Source organism: Aequorivita marina (genome assembly GCF_031631895.2).
GTDB classification, from domain to species: Bacteria; Bacteroidota; Bacteroidia; order Flavobacteriales; family Flavobacteriaceae; genus Aequorivita; species Aequorivita marina.
Genome location: NZ_JAVMBW020000001.1, coordinates 666,444 through 686,553 on the forward strand (window position 1 = coordinate 666,444; position 20,110 = coordinate 686,553).

Consider the following 20,110-nt stretch of genomic DNA (forward strand, 5'->3'; position numbering starts at 1 on the left):
AAGCAATGAAAAAAATAACGCTACTTCTAATAACCCTAGTCACTCTTGCTTCTTGTGGCAACGACAAAAAATCGGTTGATGCTATTATTGATTCTGGCGATCTTTCCGCAGTTAAATCGAAAAGAACGGAACTCAACCAACAGCAACGCGATCTTAAAAGTGATATCGATAAGTTAAATGCGTATATCGATTCTCATGAAAAGAGGGAACGTCCGGCACTTATTACCGCACAGGTAATCAAAGACACTTTATTTAAGCATTATGTAGAAGTACAGGGCAATGTTGAAACCAATCAAAATGTGGTTTTAAATGCCGAATATTCCGGAATTCTCACCAAGGTTTATGTTAAGGAAGGACAGCAAGTTTCTAAAGGGCAGCGGTTGGCAAAAATTGACGACGGCGGACTCTCAAGCCAAGTAGCACAACAGGAAGCACAACTGGCTTTGACTAAAACCACCTTTGAACGCCAACAACGCTTGTGGGAGCAAAAAATTGGTTCCGAAATTCAATACCTACAGGCCAAAACAAATTATGAAGCTGCAAAAAACGCAACACAACAATTGCGCTCACAACTAGGCAAAACCGTTATTACAGCTCCTTTTAGCGGTGTAATTGACAATATTATTTCAGATCCTGGGCAGGTGGTTACTCCCGGTCAAACTCCCATAATTAGGTTGGTGAATCTGAGCGATATGTATGTAAAGGCATCCATTCCCGAAACCTATCTTAAAAATATAAAGAAAGGCACCCAGGTAAAGGTTAAACTCACTTCAATAAATGAAGAATTTACGGGCACCGTTCGCCAGGTTAGTAATTTTATCAATCCAAATAACAGAAGTTTTGATATTCAGGTTGAAATTCCGAATAAAGACGGCTTAATAAAACCAAACCTCATCGCTACCGTAAAAGTAAATGATTACACAGCTGAAGATGCCATTACCATTCCCGAGAACATATTACAGGAAAATGCAGCAGGAGAAACCATTGCCTATTTATACCAACCCGTTAATGACTCAGTAGGCACAGCAAAACGCATCATTCTTAATACCGGGCTTTCCTATGAAAACCATGCTGAGGTAAAATCAGGACTTAAAAAAGGAGACACCATCATTTTAGAAGGTGCCAAAACCCTTCGTGACGGACAAAAAGTAAGCATCAAAAACTAAGAAACCCTTTGCACCATGAGCAAAAACCCCTATAAAGAATTTAGTATTTCATCTTGGGCTATAGACAACAAAATGACAGTCTATGTAGTGATGGCCATCATATTATTTTTAGGTGCTTTCGCATATTACAGTATGCCGCGAGAGGCATTTCCAGAAATTATAGAGACTAAAATCTATGTGAGTTCCGTAAACCCCGGAAACTCTGCCGAAGATGTTGAAAAATTCATTACTGAACCTTTAGAAGAAGAGTTTAAAGACGTTGCAGGCGTTAAGGAAATTACCTCTACAACCCTTCAAGACTACTCTATAATTATTGTTGAATTTGAAGAAACGGTAGAAATTCCAGTAGCCAAACAATTGGTCAAGGACAAAATAGACCAAGTTAAGGCCGAGACCACTTGGCCCGTGCTTACCAATGGCGCAAAAGTTGAACCCAATGCTTTCGACTTAAACTTTTCGGAAGAATTTCCTATTCTGAATATTAACCTAACCGGCGATTATCCTATTCAAAAATTAAAGGACTACGCCGAATATCTGCAAGACAAAATTGAATTGCTCCCACAAATAAAGGAAGCAACGATTCGAGGTGCTGAAGAACGAGAGGTTGAAATTGGGGTTGATATCTATAAAATGACCGCTTCGCAGGTTAGTTTTGATAACATCATAAACGCTATAAAAGGTGAAAACAGCACCATTTCTGGGGGTAATATTATTACAAACGGTGTTCAAAAAAACATACGAATAACTGGTGAAATAGAAAACCCACAAGAGTTAGAGAACGTAGTGGTTAAAAAAGACGACGGCATTATATTTTTAAAAGATATTGCCAGTGTAAAATTTCAAGAGAAAGACGCTACCACCTATGCACGTGAATACGGCGAGCCTGTAGTAATGCTAGACATCAAGAAACGCGCAGGAAAAAACATGATTCAGGCCGTAGAAGATATCAAAGCACTATTGGCTTCGGAACAAGAAAGCTATCTACCGCAAAGCCTTCATGTTAGCCTTTCAAACGATCAATCTATAAAAACCGAAAACCAGGTAAATGATTTGGTAAACAACATCATTTTTGGGGTTATTTTGGTTGTGCTCGTATTGATGTTCTTTTTAGGGTTTAGGAACGCACTTTTTGTTGGTTTTGCAATTCCACTATCCATGCTTATGTCCTTATCCATACTTTCAGGATTAGGTTTTACATTGAATACCATGGTTTTGTTTGGTTTGGTAATGGGGCTGGGTATGCTAGTAGATAACGGGATTGTGGTTGTTGAGAACGTGTACACCTTGATGAGTGAAGGCATGAAGCCACGTAAAGCCGCAAAACAGGGAATGGGCGAAATTGCCTGGCCTATTATCGCTTCAACCGCAACAACATTGGCGGCTTTCTTCCCACTAGGACTATGGCCCGGAACCATTGGTAAATTTATGGTTTATTTCCCCATAACACTCTCCGTAGTGCTTTTTTCATCGCTCTTTGTCGCACTTATCATTAATGCGATGCTAACTTCAGAATTTATGAAGACCGAAGAAGCGCCGCTGACCAAAAAGAAACTTATTCGTTGGAGTTTGATTTTAGTAGGTGTAGGCGCAATACTTTTAGTTGCTGGTTTTGCGCTAGATATCGCAGCTTTTAGAGGCTTTGGGAACTTGGCAATTTTAACCGCCATACTACTATGGTTCTATAAGTACGTTTTGGTTGGGGCCGTAGATTATTTTCAATATAAAGCACTTAAAAAGTTAGAAAATTCGTACGAAAAAACCCTTAAATACGCCTTGCGCGGAAGAAAGGCCTATGTCTTTTTCTTCGGAACTATTGGGTTATTAATCCTATCCTTTGTTTTAGTTGGGCTAATGCAGCCAAAAGTGCTGTTTTTCCCCGAAAATGAACCTAACCAGATTATAACTTATATAGAATACCCCCAAGGAACCGATATTGAAAAAACCAATGCGCTCACTAAAAAAGTGGAGAAACGTATTTTTGATGCCATTAAAAAATACGACGACAACGGCTATAATTACATGGTAGAATCTGCCATTTCGCAGGTAGGGCAAGGAGCCGGTAATCCACAGACCGATGGTGGCCAAAGCAATGACATGCCACAAAAAGGAAAAATCACGCTTTCCATGCGCGATTATCAACTGCGTAGAGGTGTAAAAAGTAGCGACGTTCTGGAAGAAGTACGTGAAGCTGTAAAAGGCTTTCCTGGCGCTTCAATCATTGTAGAAAAAGATGATGCCGGACCACCTGTAGGCTACCCCATAAATATTGAATTAAGCGGAAAGGATTACGATAAAATGCTTCGCGAAGCAGAAAACCTACGCACCTATATTGAAAGCTTAGGGGTAAGCGGAATTGAAGAGTTAAAAATAGACATCAACAAAGGAAAGCCCGAAATGAACATTACCGTAGATCGCGAAAAAGCCGGGCTATTGGGCATTTCTACCGGACAAATAGGGCAAACTTTACGACGTGCAATTTTTGGGGAAGAAGCCTCAACCTATAAAGAAGGTGATGACGATTACGAAGTAAACGTTCGTTTGGCAGAAAAGTACCGTCACGATGAAAGTATCCTTTTTAATCAGCCCGTTACCTTTAGAAACAATCAAGGGAAAATTGTGCAAGTTCCAATTTCATCCATGATCACAAAAAAGAATACCGCTTCTTTTAGTTCTATTAAGCGAAAAAATCTAAAACGTACCATTACCCTATATTCAAACGTTCTTGGCGGTTATAACGGAACAGAAATAGTAAACGACCTAAAGACCGAATTGCAAGACTATAACCTACCAAAGGATATTGATCTTGCATTTACGGGAGAACAGGAAAAGCAAGCCGATAATATGGAGTTTCTTATGCTGGCACTCTTCTTTGCATTAGGAGGTATATTGTTAATATTGGTTGCCCAGTTTAACTCGCTTTCCAAACCTATTATAATTTTAACTTCGGTCGTACTTAGTTTGGCGGGTGTATTTTTAGGTTTAGTAGTTTTCCAAATGGATTTTGTGATAATCATGACCATGATGGGGATTATCTCCCTTGCGGGAATTGTAGTGAATAACGCCATTGTTTTAATAGATTATACCCAAATCTTAATTGACAGGAAAATGGACCAACTACAAATGGACGAAGACCAGATGCTAACCAAAAGACAGTATTTTGACATTATTGTAGCGGGTGGAAAATCGCGACTGCGTCCTGTTTTGCTTACCGCCATTACCACCGTGTTGGGGTTAATACCATTAGCAATAGGACTTAACATAGACTTCTTTGGCTTATTTACAGATTACAGCCCAAATATTTATATTGGTGGTGACAATGTTATTTTCTGGGGGCCTTTGGCTTGGACGGTTATCTTCGGGCTAATTTTTGCTACCTTCCTTACCTTGGTAGTGGTACCCGTAATGTTCTATCTGGTTAACCGCGCAAAGATTAAAATTAGAAAGAAAAAGCGCATAAAAAAGCTAAAAGAAACTAGGGCAAAACAGGCAATGTACAACGACCGGATTGCTTAATCTATATTATTTTCTATGAGGTTTTTAAAACCTTGTAAGAATATTTGGTTGTTAGCAAACATTTAGAAACTCATAGCGTATATAATAAATAACATCATATTAATAACTTCTGTTTTTGGCACAACTCTAAGAATTAAGATCTAATTAAATAAGTGGAAATTAACTATAACATAATAAGTTTAATTGACATACTAGGTTTAGTTCAAGGTGTATTTCTAGGCTTAATTTTAGTAGTTGAAAGTAAGCTAATTAAACCTAAGCTTTTTTTAGGTTTATTTCTATTAACCTATAGTGCAGAACTCTTAAATTCTATCCTTGGAGACTTAAATATTCTTGAATTAAAACCCTCATTATTATATCTACCATTAGATTTTAGATATTTAATAATTCCGTTATTTTATATATACATTAAAAGGATTTTTAATAGTTCGATAACAAAAAAGAAAATTTTTCTTATTCTATTACCAGGAATATTAGAATTTACATTTTTTGCAATACTTTTTGCCTTAGACTTAGATACAAAATTGAGAATACATAATTCTGAAACATTTTCTACTGGAATATTTTTATTTGCGGTTTTATCATTACCATACTCTATTTACTACGCAATTTTAACCATTAATTACATTAACAAACAAAAGAAGAATGTTGAAGATTATTACTCAAATACCGAAGGGAAATTGCTTACTTGGGCAAAGAGGGTAATGATCTTTTTAGTTTTCTTACTACTTATAGTAGCATCAACAATTTTTATAAAAGGAAAATTTTACACAGAATTTATGTATCATTTTGTCTCATCAATCAACGTGATTTTCATTTTCTGGATAGGGGTTTCTGGTCTAAGACAACCCAAACTTTTTGTTTCAAGGAATTCAATTATTAAAGAGGAAAATAAAGAAAGTAGCTTTAATGAAAACTCTGAGAATAAATCAAAAATTAACAAGATATACTATAAAGAACTAACCGAATTAATGGTTGACGAAAAGATGTTTTTAGAACCCAATTTATCTTTAGCCGACGTATCCATAAAACTTAAAATTCCACAACGAAACTTATCTGAACTTATTAGAGAAGAATCTAATAAAAACTTCAAACAATTTGTAAATCATTATCGCGTAGAAGAAGCAAAAAGATTATTATTAGATGCTTCTAACAATCATTTAAATATGTTAGGTATCGCTTTTGATTCAGGATTTAGTTCAAAAGCAACTTTTTATAGTGTTTTTAAAAAGCACACTTCTCAAACACCTACATCGTTTAAAAACAACTTGTTACAATAAATTTTTGCAAGTCCAATATTCTGTAATAAGTCCAAAAAACTGTTTTCTAGACTGAATCTTCTTTTTTTAAGACTCTTATTGTTGATGGAGGTCACATCTTTGCAGCAATAAATCAAAAGTTATGAAAACTAATAATTTGACGTTGATAGTTATAAGTTTGGTTTGGGTACTTTTTATAGTATGGGAGCTATTTGTAACAGAGTGGAGTTATTTTAAAGATGAAAATATTTTTAGAGTAGATCTACTCATTATTTTTCCATTTCTTCAAATCATTACAGTTTATACTTTGATAAAAATATTTAGAAAAACCAAAACAATAGATTGAATTTAACTCTTCAAAAAAACGAAGAAACGTTCATCTTTAATTAAGAAAATTAATAATTAAATAAAAATGAAAATGAAAAATTTATTCAAAACAGTAATTTGCTTATTAGCTTTAACCTTAACATTTAGTTGTTCTAGCGATGATGATTCTATGGAGCCAATAGATACTAGATCTTTTAGCACTGATAGTAATGTTGATTATTTTATTAACAGAGATGGAACGGTAAATATTATCGTTTCTGGTCAATATACAGACTCTCCAAACCTTGGAGATGTAACTAACAGAGGTTTTGTATACGGAACTACAACTAACCCTGTGGTAAATGGTAATAATACAGAAACAGCATTAGGTTCTAACCCTGTAAATGCAACATTTAGAAACTTAGACACTGGACAAACCATTTTTATTAGAGGTTTTTTTGAAATGAGTGACGGTACTTATTTCTATGGAAACGAAATTCAAGTAAGCACAACTATAGATGCTAGTAGTACACGTTCTATTTCAATGACTATAAAACCAGATTTATTCTTTCAAAATTCCGAAGGGATTACACCAGAATTAGAAGTTACTGCCATAGAAAAAGAATCTCCAATAGAAATTGGTTTTGAATACAGTTTAAATAGTGATTTTTCTAATAGTTCTATAACTTTAGATCCAGATATGCCAGGAAATATTTTCTTAACAATATACTCTGAGTTTATTACGGGCTTAACATCTAATACTCTTTATCACTTTAGACCTTATGCAAAATATGCAGATGGCACTACAACAAATGGTGGAACCAGTACAGCTACCTTCACTACAAACTAAAAGATTTTAAAAATGGATGTGATTAATGTTAAAACCGCATAATCACATCCTAATTTATTACCAATTAATTATTAGAAATATGATGAAAATATGGATAAGCAGAGCATTTATGGCTCTAGGATTATTCGCTTTAGTACTTACTACCTCATGTAGTAAAGATGATATTGACGACGATACAAATGTAGAATTAGTTAACACACAAATACCAAATGATGTAACTCAACTTTTTGTTGAAAAAGGAAACATCAACTCAAATAAAGTGGTTTTGTACAGCAATGGAGGACCAGATTTTACGTTAGATTCAAATTATTTTGATGAATTGGGATTTTCTGAGTACCATGAAGTATATGTGCACCAATCCAATACATTTAACCCGTCTATTATTAATAGTGGAAACTTAACTTTTGAGAGAGCTATTGAAGAAAATGAAAACTCGGTAGACATATTACATCAAGTGGCTCAACATTTTAGTGACCAAGGTAAAGAAGTATATATTGTTGGGCATTCGTTTGGTGCTATTTTGATTCCTTCATTAATTGCAACAAAAGAGCCTATAGCAACAAAATACCTGTTGTTAGCAGGACGATTAGATTTTCCTGATGTAGTATGGCAAGGCTTTAGAAGTCAACAAAGCTATTATTTTGAAAATGGGGTAACACCAACTGAGCAGTTTTTGGATGGTACAGTTAGTGAAGTTGAGACAAAAAGATACTATGCAAGAATGAAGTTACAAGCCGGTTTTGGACAATATCGTTATACACAACTATTGCAAAATAAAGACTTATCCAATGTAATTTATGCTTATGGAGACAAAGATGAAGCAGTAGGTAGTTTAACGACAGACGAAGTTAACTTTTTAAACAGTAAAGATGCAACTGTATATGCAATCCAAGGTGGTTCTCACGACTCAATGACCGAATCACCACATACAGAAAATTTAAAAGGCTTACTCTTTGAAGAATAATCTTAATTCAAAAACAATAGCGTCCTAAACGTTCATAAGGAAACCATTGAAAGCCTTTGTTTAATGGGGCTTTAGAGATAATATGAAGCTTAGGGGGTTGTAATTGAGAATTCCTGTTCTTTGGCCTATCGAAAATTTATCGTAAAATTTGAAGTGAAGTTCCCGTAAAATTTTAGGCTGTTTGAGCCAGCAAAGATAGTCATCAAAGCACTGGATTTAAAGGCGAGTTCCTAAAATTTAGGGAACGAACAAAAAATTTAGAGAAAATTTCGTAAGCCTAGCCCCGATGGCTATCGGGGTTTGGTTCGTTCCGATAGCTATCGGAATCATCAATGAAATCAAAGATTCACGAACTCCAATTTTATTATTGAAAAGAGTGAGTAAAAAAATGAACAGGTTAAATATTTAGAACAGGATTGATTCAAAAACTAACAATTATACTAATTAATACTATTGGCGTTATTCTTTCTCTTTGGTCTTTATCAAAGCGTCAGTGTAATGGTAAACAAAAACATTTGCCAATCGAGTAGACGGCTCCGCCCCCTAAATAGGAACGGAGTGCGTACTTCGATAAACTCAGCAACCACCTCTCACACCACCCAGCGTACAGGTTTTCCGAAGCAAGTTCGTGACAGGCTGTGTTTACTCACCCAACTTTACAGCTTCTTATCTGGTTCCTGTTGGTCAGTACCATCCCGATAGCTATCGGGTTTGTAGTCCTGCTTCCTTCACTTCCCACCTCACGACAGACAAGCTTGCGGCTTACAAATGGATCAAGGCGGACTCCCCTGATCTTTTGTCGAAGGGTTACTCCGTCCATAAGGAACTTGCACCCTCTAGATTAATTAGTTACTTTTCGGTAAAATAAAAGATATCGATGCTATGCACACACATCGGTTATACGCAATGCGGGGTCAGTCAAAAACCGAAAAGTCTGTGTATCTTTTCAAGGTCGCCAAAACTTTATTTTGGCGAAGTGGAAAATAAGAAAAAACAAAGCTTTGGCTAAGTGCCTATTTCAAAAACCAGTATATTTTTGGGTGCACTATTCATAGCCGGGCCGTTATCAGTAATAAGAGAGAATTTACAAAGTTCGGTTATTATCCGAACTTTTTTTATATTTGCAATCGACGATGAGACTGACCAATAAAAAAATATTAGAAAAGCTTAAAAGAAAAAACAGAGGAAATATTCCTTTATCTAAAGCTATTGACCATCTCATTAAGGATATTAACGATAACAATTGAAAGAATCAAACTGAATTGAATAAGACAAGAAAAGATGCAGACAACGTTCATAGCGATGGATTTTACTTTTTTAACATCAATATTCACAGAACAATGATTTTAATTGAGTTTGATGACAATGAAGCTACTGCTGTTTGGGTTGGAACACATCAAGAATATGAAACGACCTTTAAAAATAATAGAAATACTATTAGAAAGTGGTTAAAGTCTAATGATTGGATTTAAAAAATAAAATTATGAAATCACAGATTCACGAATACCAAAAACAAATAATTAATGATGAGTAAAACACAATTCGACATATCAGAACTAATTGAAAATGGGAAAATCCTAAATGAACTGGATTTTGAAAGAGCAATGATTGCGGACAGAAAATTACGTATTCTTTCAAAAGAAAATCCCAAATTCAAATCCGTTAGAAAAAAATTGAGAGATCTAATTGAACAGTACGAAAATCAAAATTGGAGTACAGAGTCTAATATTTCAGAAAAAAAACTACGTGAAAGCGATGTTGCAGAACTGATTGCCGAAAAAGAACGGTTATTTATTCAGCGAAGAAAGAAGCTTATCCGAAAAAAACTAAAGAACTTAAATTTAACACAACAAGACTTTGGAAAAGTTTTAGGGCACCAAAGTAAATCCTATATGTCTGAATTGATTAATGGAGTAAGTCCATTTTCCTTAAAAGATTTAATTGTAATCAACCGAATTTTGAAAATTGATTTAACCGATTTGGTTCCGACTTTTTTACCACAATCTGATAGAGTAAAAATTAGCGCTACGATAAAAAAATTGGATAATCCAAAACTGAAATTAAGTAAAGACGATTTAGCAATAGCGTAAAATAAATTACTACTGCCAATCGAGCAGACGGCTCCGCCCCCTAAATAGGATAGATCAAAGCCCACAAACAAAGGAAATTGACTTAAAATCAACTAAATTTAACCTTAGTCAGAATTACAAACTACACCTACAAAGTCAAAAAAACTACGCAGGATAAGCCGCAAGCGATAAAACTAGGGTTAATAATTTTCGCACATAACACGATTTAAAAAAAGAACTAATATTTCACTGAATCTGATGGAAAATAAAAACAAGAAAAGTCATTTATCTATTGAAGATCAAAAAAAAGTAGAAGCTATAAAAAGTAAAATTGATTTTATTATGACTAAGTATTCAAAAGAATTTGAAGAACTATCAAATGAATCAGAAGAAATTTATGAAAGAAATGAAAAGTTAAAAAAAAGATATAAAGAACTTGAAGAAAAGACGGGCTATAATACGTTATTTAAAGAGTTAAATAATATTCTAAATTCGAAGCCTAGTAATAAATAACGTGGTACAAGCTGTATAAATTAATTGCTAGTTTTAGCCAACTTGAGAAAGTCTTCGCAGACTTTCTATCGGTGTTTTATCTACTAAGCACAACGCTTAATCTGCGCAACTAATTTTTTACAACAAGGTCGTAAACCAATCCTATAAAATCAAAAAAGATTTGGCTGGGTAAGTCAAATGGATAAAAACTAGGGTTAGTAATTTACATCCAAAACACGATTTCAACTTTAAACCGACCTGCAAGGTTTTCCATTGTCTGTTGATGCTACTTTAGCGAAGATGAAAAATTCTTGCAAGTCTTTTTATTACCAAACTTTCGCGCATTCGCGGCACTGAATAATAATCCGTTCAAAACCACTACAATTCAGTAATAACTTGTTAAATTTGCCGCTCAATAAAATCGAGGTTTAACACAAAAAAGATTCCTGCTGCAGTATATATTAAGCGGCGTCAAAATACAGGAAATACCATGTACAGAACACACAATAACGGCCAGCTACGCGCTACAGACATCAACAAAGAAGTAACCCTTTCCGGTTGGGTGCAAAAAACTCGTGATAAAGGGTTTATGGTTTGGATAGACCTTCGCGATCGTTACGGCATTACCCAACTTATTTTTGACGAAGAGAGAACTCCAAAGGACGTTATGGATACGTGTTCAAAATTGGGCCGTGAGTTTGTAATTCAGATAAAAGGTACTGTTATTGAACGCGAATCAAAAAACCCAAATATGCCTACTGGCGATGTGGAAATATTGGTTTCTGAACTGAATATTCTTAACGAATCAAAAACACCTCCTTTTACTATTGAAGACGAAACCGATGGTGGTGAAGATTTACGTATGAAATACCGCTACCTGGACCTCCGTAGAAACCCAGTGCGCAACAACTTGGTTTTTCGCCATAAAGTAGCTATTGCAGTTCGAAACTACCTTTCTAACGAAGACTTTATTGAAGTTGAAACCCCGTATTTAATTAAATCGACTCCAGAAGGAGCTCGAGATTTTGTAGTTCCTTCAAGAATGAACGAAGGCCAATTTTATGCGCTTCCACAGAGTCCGCAGACCTTTAAGCAACTCTTGATGGTTGGCGGAATGGATAAATATTTCCAAATAGTGAAGTGTTTCCGAGATGAAGATTTGCGTGCAGATCGCCAACCAGAATTTACCCAGATTGACTGCGAGATGGCTTTTGTAGATCAAGAAGAAATTCTGAATGTTTTTGAAGGCTTAACAAGACATCTTTTAAAAGAAATAAATGGGGTAGAAGTCTCTGAGTTCCCAAGAATGACCTACGATGAAGCCATGGCAAAATACGGGAACGACAAACCAGACATCCGTTTTGGAATGGAATTTGGCGAGCTAAATGAAGTTGCGCAACACAAAGACTTCAACGTATTCAACCAAGCCGAGTTGGTAGTAGGAATAGCTGTTCCTGGCGGAAATAGCTTCTCAAGAAAAGAAATTGATAAAATCATTAAATGGGTAAAACGTCCGCAGGTTGGTGCCTTGGGGATGGTTTATTCCCGTTGCAATGAAGATGGCACGTATAAATCTTCCGTAGATAAATTTTACGATCAGGAAGATTTAGCACAATGGGCCGAAGTTACCGGTGCAAAACCTGGAGATTTAGTTTGTGTACTTTCCGGAGATAAAAACAAAGTAAGAACGCAGTTAAGCGCATTGCGAATGCACCTAGCAGAAGAGTTGGGCTTGCGTAAAAACAATGAGTTTGCGCCACTATGGGTAATAGACTTCCCGCTCTTGGAATGGGATGAGGAAACCGATCGTTACCACGCCATGCACCACCCATTTACAGCACCAAAACCTGGGCAATTGGAACTTTTAAACACCAATCCCGGAGCGGTAAAGGCAAACGCCTATGACCTCGTACTAAACGGAAATGAAATAGGAGGTGGTTCTATTAGAATTCACGATAAAAAAACCCAAGCCTTAATGTTTGACCATCTCGGATTTACAGAAGAAGAGGCGAAAGCACAATTTGGCTTTTTGATGGACGCTTTCCAATACGGCGCACCACCACACGGGGGACTCGCTTTTGGATTAGACAGGTTGGTAGCAATACTTGGTGGACAGGAAACCATACGAGATTTTATTGCTTTCCCAAAAAATAATGCCGGCCGAGATGTTATGATAGATGCCCCTGCTCCTATTGACGAAAAGCAATTAGAGGAATTAAACCTCGCCGTAACATTGACAGAAGAATAATACAAAAAGCCTAAAACACCCTCCTGGTTGTGGCTTAGTCAGTAAAAAGTTATGCGGATTTTAAAAATTATTACACTCGTAATGCTGGGGCTATGCATCCTAGCACTTCTAGTGGTTATTGGCGGCTATTTATACTACAATAACAAATACCCAGTAGACGCAGAAAAATACCCAAACTATGTAGGCTATATAGATCAAGAAACGGCTGCCTTAAATAAAAACGATACCCTTTGCAATGCAGAGGCTATTTATTACGTTCATCACGGCGCATCAGAAAAAGGTTACGCTGGCAACAAAAAACAGTTTCGAGAATTTATACTTGCAAATTTTAAAAGCAAAGCGTTTACAGATTCCGGGTATCTAAATTTCCGGTTTTTAGTTTCTTGTAACGGAAATCCAGGTTGGTTTAAAACTATTCAAGTTGACACAACCTACAATACCACGCAATTTTCTGAAGCTCTAGTTTCACAATTAAGAACCCTTACCGCAAAACCCGATAACTGGAATATACTCAGGATCGAGGAAAGCCCGGTTGACTATTACATGTATGTATCTTATAAATTACAAGATGGAAAAATTATTGAAATACTGCCTTAGTGTGCTGTTGCTGGCTATCGTTTTTATTTCTTGTAATAAGGATATTTCCAGTATGTCTGAAGCAGAAAGAAAGAAGCACTCCGCTGAATTATATCAAGACGCAGTAAGTTTTCACGGAGGGCAAGGTGCACCTTTTATAATGACAAGATTAGAAGAAGCTATTGCAGCAGACCCCAACAATTGCGACGCTTTAAGAGAACTTTCCATTGCATACTTAAAACGCGGCTTAATAGATGAATGGAAAATAAAATTTGACAAAGCTGCTAAATGTAATCCCGAGGTATGGGTGCCTTGGCGCGGATATCTTTACCTACAGTTTTTTAGAGATTACAAAAAAGCAATTGCAGATTTTGATGCTTCAGATACCTTAACGCCCAATTTTACAGATGCACCACAAGGGCATAGCATTGATTATTGGCGCGGTATTGCATATTTAGGATTGAACAATTATAAGAACTCCATTAAATATTTAGACCGATATATAAACGAAGTAACCGAAAAAAACGGAGAAGATTGGGCAGAGCCCACTGCATTTTTATATAGGGGTATTGCTCATTATGAAAATGGAAATTCCGAAATTGCCTTAGAAAATTTTGATAAAACAATAACCTACAACCACAACAAAACCGCTGACGGCAGCTATTATAAGGCCTTAATATTATTGAAAGAAGGTAAATGCGCAGCAGCCAAAAAAGAAATAAATACTGCAATAACCAATTTTAACCAGGGCTATTATAACAAGCATAATTATACCGAAGTTTTACGGCAAATCTATATCCAAGATTTAAACAACCTAAAAGAAACAATTGAAAAAGCTTGTATTAAATAATGTAGCCGAAACAGTGTAAGTCTCAAAATTATACTGTAGATTAATAATTAAACTCAGCACGTACAATGCGATATTTCATCATTATATTATTTTTTTGCATCCTTATAAGCATAAGTATTGGTTTTTATATAAAACCTGACGATGAAGCTACCGGAAAGCTAATCATTGGACTTTCGCTAATGGCAGGTTTTTTTGTATTGATGCCAGCATTTATCTATCACAGATGGAAGAATAGAAGTGTAAAGGATTACATGCTCACAAAGGAAAACATCCTTAAAATGAACGAATATCAAAAGAACAAAAAAAAGAAAAAAGAATAATCCTCCAGCATTTTATAGAATTTTTTGATTTCCTTAACATTTGCAACAGAAAACTTATACATTTGTATATTCACAATTAATTTATTTTTTTATTACAATGGAAGGAACAGTAAAATTTTTTAACGAAACAAAAGGATTCGGTTTTATTACCAACGACGAAACAGGACAGGACATTTTCGTTCACGTAACGGGATTAAACGGCGAAGCTCTTAACGAAGGCGACAAAGTAGAATATGTTGAAGAAGAAGGAAGAAAAGGAATGGTAGCCGCACAAGTACGTGTAATCTACGAATAGAGAAAGACAAACGTCACAGAATTTAAAGCCTTTCATGACGCAGTGAAAGGCTTTTTCTTTTTACATCTAGGGAAATAAATTGAGACGGATAGCAAACAGCATCTTCACGATTGTACTGAGGCCCGGTGGCTGAGTGATCCCATTCCAATCACTATAAAATCGCTGGGACTATACCACTGCCTAGTTCAAATTCCTTTTTTCAATAAAAAATCGTTTTAACAACTGTGAAGCTTCATCAGCCATAATACCACCTGTTAAAGTTGTTTTTGGATGCAGTTTCGTATTTAAGGCAATACAGCCTCTTTTTTCGTCTCTTGCCCCATAAACAACCTTTGAAATCTGACTCCAAAAAAGTGCACCTGCACACATTTGGCAAGGCTCTATACTTACATATAAAGTACAATCAATTAAATATTTTCCGCCCAAATAATTCGCTGCAGCGGTAATAGCTTGCATTTCGGCATGGGCAGTAACATCGTTTAGGGTTTCGGTAAGATTATGACCTCTAGCAATTATTCTGTCATTAATAACAACTACCGCACCTATTGGAATTTCCCCTTTTTTATAAGCAATTTCCGCTTCTTGGAGTGCGCGTTTCATAAAGTAAGTATCATCGTATGGATTTATCATTGCAATGCCCGGAGTTCTATGGTTAGCGATAAAATTACAAATATTGTTGGCATGATCGTGTATTATCTAGAATAAGTAAATAGGCGAAATGCTAATAATGTATCTTTGCACTATGGCAGAAAGCATTCTCAGTACAATAAATTTTCCAAAAGATCTTCGGAAGGTTTCACAAAAAAACCTACCCCAATTGGCACGTGAACTTCGTGAATTTATCATTGATATTGTCGCGACAAAAGAAGGGCATTTGGGTGCTAGTCTTGGCGTGGTGGAACTCACTATTGCCTTACACTATATGTTTAATACGCCCGATGATATTCTCGTTTGGGATGTGGGCCACCAAGCGTATGGCCATAAAATATTGACTGGCCGAAAGGAAATTTTCGATACCAACAGGCAATTGGGTGGTATAAGCGGTTTCCCCAAGCGCAGTGAGAGTGAATTTGACACTTTTGGAGTTGGCCATAGCAGTACTGCAATTTCCGCCGCACTGGGTATGGCTCTAGCCTCTAGGTTAAAAGGCGAAACAAAAAAACAACATATAGCAGTGGTTGGCGATGCCTCAATTGCCAGCGGAATGGCTTTTGAAGCCCTAAATCACGCAGGGGTAACAGACACCAATCTCTTGGTTATTTTAAATGACAATGCCATTGGTATTGACCCAAGTGTAGGCGCATTAAAAGATTATTTAACCAAGGTGAAGACCAAGGCCCTCGTAGATACGGACAATATTTTTGAAGCTCTCAATTTCAACTATTCGGGTCCTATTGACGGTCATGACATTGATCTTCTAATTTCTGAATTGGAGCGGTTAAAGGAAGTTCCCGGCCCAAAGCTTCTTCATATCATAACAAAAAAAGGAAAAGGTTTAAGACAGGCCGAAGAAAATCAAGTTGTTTATCACGCACCCGGAAAGTTTAATGCGCTTACAGGAGATCTTGCACCATTAAGCACCGCATTGCAACCTCCAAAGTTTCAGGATGTTTTCGGAAAGACTATTGTTGAATTGGCGAAAAAAAACAAAAAAATAATTGGTATAACCCCAGCCATGCCAACGGGAAGCTCGTTAAAGTATATGATGAATGAATTTCCTGACAGAGCGTTTGACGTTGGTATTGCCGAACAACACGCCGTTACTTTTTCTGCGGGAATGGCCACACAAGGATTTGTTGTTTTCTGTGCTATTTATTCCACCTTTTTACAGCGTGCCTATGATCAAGTAATACACGACGTCTGTTTGCAAAAACTACCCGTAATCTTTTGTTTGGATCGTGCAGGGCTTGTGGGCGAAGATGGCCCAACACATCACGGTATTTTCGATTTGGCATTTTTAAACTGTATTCCCAACCTCATCATTTTTGCACCACGTAATGAACCCGAATTACGAAATATACTCTATACCGCCCAGCAAGGCCTAGATTTACCCATATTTATTCGGTATCCACGAGGAAGAGGAACCATGCTTAGTTGGAAAAAACCTTTCCAGAAAATTAAAATTGGAGAAGCAGAGGTTATTAAGAAAGGAACTACCCTTGCCGTTTTAACAATAGGAGCAATGGCAGACAACGCCTTACAAGCAATTGAAATGTTAGCATCGCATGAGCAAGATAAGGTTGGGTGTGTGGATATTCGCTTTTTAAAACCTTTGGATGAAAATATACTTCATAACGTTTTTAAGGAATATACTACTATCATCACCGTTGAAGACGGTACAATTAAAGGTGGGTTAGCTTCTTCAATTACTGGCTTTGCATCTAAACATGAGTATCAAAACAAAGTTGAAGTTTTGGGAGTTCCAGATCAATTTCCATCTCATGGTACTATTACTGAATTACAAAAAATTGCAGGCATTTCTTCAGAAGAAATAAAGAAAACCCTTCAGAAACAGCTATAAAAAAAGAGGCTCTATAGAGCCTCTTTTAATATAAAATATGTGAGTTGATATTAGTTAATAATCAACTTGGTTGTCTGCGAACGGTTAGCACTATCAATTTGCATTACGTAAATACCAGAAGTAAGACTACTAGCATTTACAGTTGCTCTTTGATGAAGTTCAACCTCTTGCGTAAACACTTTTCTACCATTCATATCGTAAATCGCTATTGTAGCATCACCAACATCAACACGAGAATTTATGTTAAGTTCTCCATTTGAAGGGTTAGGATATACGGTAAAGATATTTTCAGTGTTCCCGTTATCAGAAACTCCCAAATTACAATCTGGTGGAAGATCAAATGCTTCAGTTCCGTCAGACCTACTACTTCTACTTCCTTGTTCTGCGCTAAAACCAAGACCTCGCTTAGCGAAGGCACTCCAAATAATACATTTATTGGCACCTCCATTTGTTAATTCGTCTGCTTCTAAAATAGCATCACGACCATCAACAAACCCTGGGCTACAATTTTGAATTTTTAAACCATCCATTACCAATTGTAAAGCGATGTTATTACCTCCTGTTCCATTCTTAACGTCTGGATCAAATCCGTGTTCATCAATTAGATCCCAAGTTAAATCCCAAAGCATTGTGGCCCAAACTGAACCAACGCCGTGCGGTATTGCTTGACTTTTTATATCGTCATAAGTAAAGTCATTTACTCCAAAGTCTGTACTATATGGCTTAGTTCTAATTCCTCTTCCGCCAACTCCTTGACCTTTAACATATCCTCCAATACCACGAGCATCACCTCTAGCGTCTCCAGCTTTCATAGTTAGCATTAAACCAAAATAATCACTCCATCCTTCGCCCATTTGTTCATCATTATAAAGACAACCTACAGCAAGGCGCCCACCGGTTAAACGGTTAGATATTCCATGACCATATTCGTGAGCAATAACAACGTTGTCAAGATCTCCATCTCTTCTGAAAGGATCGTTACCAGAGCCATCATCTTCCAAAGTAACATTTATTGTATCTCCGGCTTGTAAAGAAGCAATAATATCTTCTCCATCTGACTGGTAAATCATAATTGCAGGAATAGTAATAGACGAGCCATTACCACCCATTGTAATAGGGTCTCCCGTTACATCATTTACAACAATCACGGCAATAGCACCTTCATCTTGCGCACGAGATGTTTTAGCAGTATAGCTACATGTACCTCTACGGATAACTGCAATCTTTCCATTTAAATCAGCTCCATTGGTTATATTTCCACAAGCATCGTGTGGCTCACCACTATCATCCTGAACTAGAGCAAGATCTGCAGTGATACCCGAGGTAGGAATTGCGGGTGCAAAACTAGAGTTTAGAGCATAATATTCTCCTGCTAATGACCCATTATTTACGGTTAAATATTTAGCTAAAACAGATCCAGGAGCAGACCAAAGGTACATTTGCATTCTTGGCTTAACCCCATCTGGCGGTGTTGCAAAGTTAGCGTTATTCAAACCACTACCATCCTGAGCATCTGCAATAACGTAATCATTTTCATTTCCACCATTTTCATAGTTATTTTTCTGAAAATTTCCACTTTCTTCATCAAATCCGTAATGATACATAACATCATGTATCATATTATTCATATAGAAAAGATTGGTAATTGCAGCATCTTGAAAAGCAACTGGATTTCTTGGAAGGTCAAACTCAAAGTCGAATGTAAGTGTTGATCCTCCATCAGCAGTAGCGCCAGAACCGTTATTACCGTTTCTGTCTTCATGTGCCAATACATTATTACCACGTGTATCTGTGTACTCCGCACCAGGAGCACCGTCATCATCATGCCATCCATAAGGAGAAGCAACGGCGTCTGAAGGGTCTGAAACAATTTCGTCGTCGCCTTCGTTAGGTGCAATTAATGGTAATGGAAAAACTCTGTATGAAGATCCATCACCCATAGTTCTAGCTGCGTTTTCTACTTTATTGTTCCCAAAAAGAACGCTCTCTGTATGACCAGATCCATGAGCCCCATTAGGGTGATCAAAATTACAGCTAACAACCCAGTCATGCGTATCTAATAAAGTACCTGTCATTGCATCTACACGTACACTATAATAATGGCTAGCATCTAAAAGATAGATACTCAAGTCCCAAGCAAGCCTTAGAGCTCCGGTGTCTTCCATTTTATAGTAAACTAATTCTACGGGAATATTTTCAAGCGAAATACTTCCGTTTGTAAAGATGTAACTATGGTCAGAAACACTCTCTACCAAAGTAAGGTTTGAAGGGTTGTCTAAGCCAAGTGAGCTTGCAGCCTTCGAAATTGCATTTACTGCGGTTATAGAAGGACTCGTAGCATTAATCTTTGCTGCAGCATTCTCAGTAAATGTCAAGTTTGCACTCACTACTGCGCCATCCTTTATTACAAATGGGGAAATAGAGTTAAATACCTTAATACCTTGGTGCTTTTGTTCTACATAAACGTTGTGAACTTGCATGCTTTTAGAAAAGCTTTGCGATGCAACTGAAACATCAGAAACATCTTGCTGCTTTAGCGAATGCTCCGCTCGGTTTTGTTTTAAGTACGTTTTTACCACACCGCTATAATCTTGTGCAAATGAGAGATTTACAGCGAAAATGATAAACAAGTAAAGAATTTTTTTCATAAGTTTTAAATTAAGTTTTTGGGTAAGTAAAAA

The 20,110-nt window shown here is 36.6% G+C and carries 15 protein-coding genes and 1 pseudogene; 14 read left to right on the forward strand and 2 right to left on the reverse strand.

From position 1 onward, the window contains the following. Window positions 1-5: 5 nt before the first annotated feature. The 13 genes and pseudogenes from QPK98_RS03045 (at window position 6) to QPK98_RS03105 (ending at window position 14,908) form a co-directional block, all read left to right on the forward strand. Window positions 6-1,166: an efflux RND transporter periplasmic adaptor subunit gene (locus QPK98_RS03045; RefSeq protein WP_310991527.1), complete on the forward strand. Its 1,161-nt coding sequence runs from the start codon at window positions 6-8 to the stop codon at window positions 1,164-1,166. Between the two features lie 15 nt (window positions 1,167-1,181). After that, window positions 1,182-4,679, forward strand: a complete 3,498-nt coding sequence (locus QPK98_RS03050) for an efflux RND transporter permease subunit (protein WP_310991528.1) — start codon at window positions 1,182-1,184, stop codon at window positions 4,677-4,679. A gap of 152 nt (window positions 4,680-4,831) precedes the next feature. After that, a complete protein-coding gene (locus QPK98_RS03055; RefSeq protein ID WP_310991529.1) occupies window positions 4,832-5,959 on the forward strand; it encodes a helix-turn-helix domain-containing protein in 1,128 nt (375 codons plus the stop codon). 397 nt (window positions 5,960-6,356) lie between these two features. Beyond that, entirely contained in the window at window positions 6,357-7,094 is a 738-nt protein-coding gene (locus tag QPK98_RS03060; RefSeq protein WP_310991530.1) for a hypothetical protein, read from the forward strand. A 79-nt stretch (window positions 7,095-7,173) separates the two neighbouring features. Further along, a complete protein-coding gene (locus QPK98_RS03065) occupies window positions 7,174-8,058 on the forward strand; it encodes an alpha/beta hydrolase (RefSeq protein ID WP_310991531.1) in 885 nt (294 codons plus the stop codon). Window positions 8,059-9,317: 1,259 nt separating this feature from the next. After that, window positions 9,318-9,530 (forward strand): annotated as a pseudogene (locus QPK98_RS03070) (type II toxin-antitoxin system HigB family toxin); the annotation flags it as partial. A gap of 51 nt (window positions 9,531-9,581) precedes the next feature. Next, window positions 9,582-10,148 carry a helix-turn-helix domain-containing protein gene (locus QPK98_RS03075; RefSeq protein WP_310991532.1) on the forward strand — a complete coding sequence of 189 codons (567 nt, stop codon included), beginning with the start codon at window positions 9,582-9,584 and terminating at the stop codon, window positions 10,146-10,148. Between the two features lie 237 nt (window positions 10,149-10,385). Then, window positions 10,386-10,640 carry a hypothetical protein gene (locus tag QPK98_RS03080; protein WP_310991533.1) on the forward strand — a complete coding sequence of 85 codons (255 nt, stop codon included), beginning with the start codon at window positions 10,386-10,388 and terminating at the stop codon, window positions 10,638-10,640. A 469-nt stretch (window positions 10,641-11,109) separates the two neighbouring features. Beyond that, window positions 11,110-12,867 (forward strand): aspartate--tRNA ligase, encoded by a 1,758-nt coding sequence (aspS, locus tag QPK98_RS03085; RefSeq protein WP_310991534.1) that lies wholly within the window; start codon window positions 11,110-11,112, stop codon window positions 12,865-12,867. A gap of 51 nt (window positions 12,868-12,918) precedes the next feature. After that, entirely contained in the window at window positions 12,919-13,464 is a 546-nt protein-coding gene (locus QPK98_RS03090) for a hypothetical protein (protein WP_310991535.1), read from the forward strand. Continuing rightward, complete coding sequence (locus QPK98_RS03095) at window positions 13,436-14,293, forward strand: tetratricopeptide repeat protein (RefSeq protein ID WP_310991536.1); 858 nt, start codon at window positions 13,436-13,438, stop codon at window positions 14,291-14,293. Before QPK98_RS03090 ends, QPK98_RS03095 begins: the two co-directional genes overlap by 29 nt. 65 nt (window positions 14,294-14,358) lie before the next feature. Further along, entirely contained in the window at window positions 14,359-14,613 is a 255-nt protein-coding gene (locus tag QPK98_RS03100) for a hypothetical protein (protein ID WP_310991537.1), read from the forward strand. Between the two features lie 97 nt (window positions 14,614-14,710). Continuing rightward, window positions 14,711-14,908, forward strand: coding sequence for a cold-shock protein (locus QPK98_RS03105; protein ID WP_310991538.1), 198 nt, complete (start codon window positions 14,711-14,713; stop codon window positions 14,906-14,908). Between the two features lie 180 nt (window positions 14,909-15,088). On the opposite strand, the gene QPK98_RS03110 is transcribed toward QPK98_RS03105, so the two are convergent. Continuing rightward, window positions 15,089-15,538: a nucleoside deaminase gene (locus QPK98_RS03110; protein WP_310991539.1), complete on the reverse strand. Its 450-nt coding sequence runs from the start codon at window positions 15,536-15,538 to the stop codon at window positions 15,089-15,091. A 112-nt stretch (window positions 15,539-15,650) separates the two neighbouring features. On the opposite strand from QPK98_RS03110, the gene QPK98_RS03115 reads away from it, so the two are divergent. Next, window positions 15,651-17,429 (forward strand): 1-deoxy-D-xylulose-5-phosphate synthase, encoded by a 1,779-nt coding sequence (locus tag QPK98_RS03115; protein ID WP_310991540.1) that lies wholly within the window; start codon window positions 15,651-15,653, stop codon window positions 17,427-17,429. A gap of 50 nt (window positions 17,430-17,479) precedes the next feature. On the opposite strand, the gene QPK98_RS03120 is transcribed toward QPK98_RS03115, so the two are convergent. Further along, window positions 17,480-20,077, reverse strand: a complete 2,598-nt coding sequence (locus QPK98_RS03120) for a T9SS-dependent M36 family metallopeptidase (RefSeq protein ID WP_310991541.1) — start codon at window positions 20,075-20,077, stop codon at window positions 17,480-17,482. Window positions 20,078-20,110 lie beyond the last annotated feature (33 nt).